1 protein-coding gene is annotated in these 369 nt (G+C 74.5%); it reads left to right on the forward strand.

Features of this window, described 5'->3' with window-relative positions; all coding sequences use genetic code 11:
* Nucleotides 1–369 (forward strand): condensation domain-containing protein (locus IE312_RS43670; protein ID WP_229900944.1); only part of this gene is annotated, 369 nt, incomplete at both ends.

Here is a 369-nt window from a genome sequence, read left to right on the forward strand (position 1 = left end):
CTGGTGGTGGACGGGGTGACGTGGCGGGTGCTGGTGCCGGATCTGGCGGCTGCCTGGCAGCAGGTGCGGGCGGGCCGGGTGCCGGTGCTGCCGGCGGTGGGGACGTCGGTGCGGCGCTGGGCGCACGCGCTGGTGGAGGAGGCGGGCCGGCCGGAGCGGGCGGCGGAGCTGGACTGGTGGCGGCGGACGCTGCAGGTGCCGGATCCGGTCATCGGCAGCCGTGCGCTGGATCCGGCGGTGGATGTGATGTCCACCGTGGACAGTCTCCGGGTCCGTGTCCCGGTTGAGGTGGCGGAGCCGCTGCTGACGAGTGTTCCCGCGGTCTTCCGGGCGGGTGTGGATGACGTCCTGCTGACCGGTCTGGCGCTG

Source organism: Streptomyces capoamus, from assembly GCF_014654935.1.
Taxonomy (GTDB): domain Bacteria; phylum Actinomycetota; class Actinomycetes; order Streptomycetales; family Streptomycetaceae; genus Streptomyces; species Streptomyces capoamus.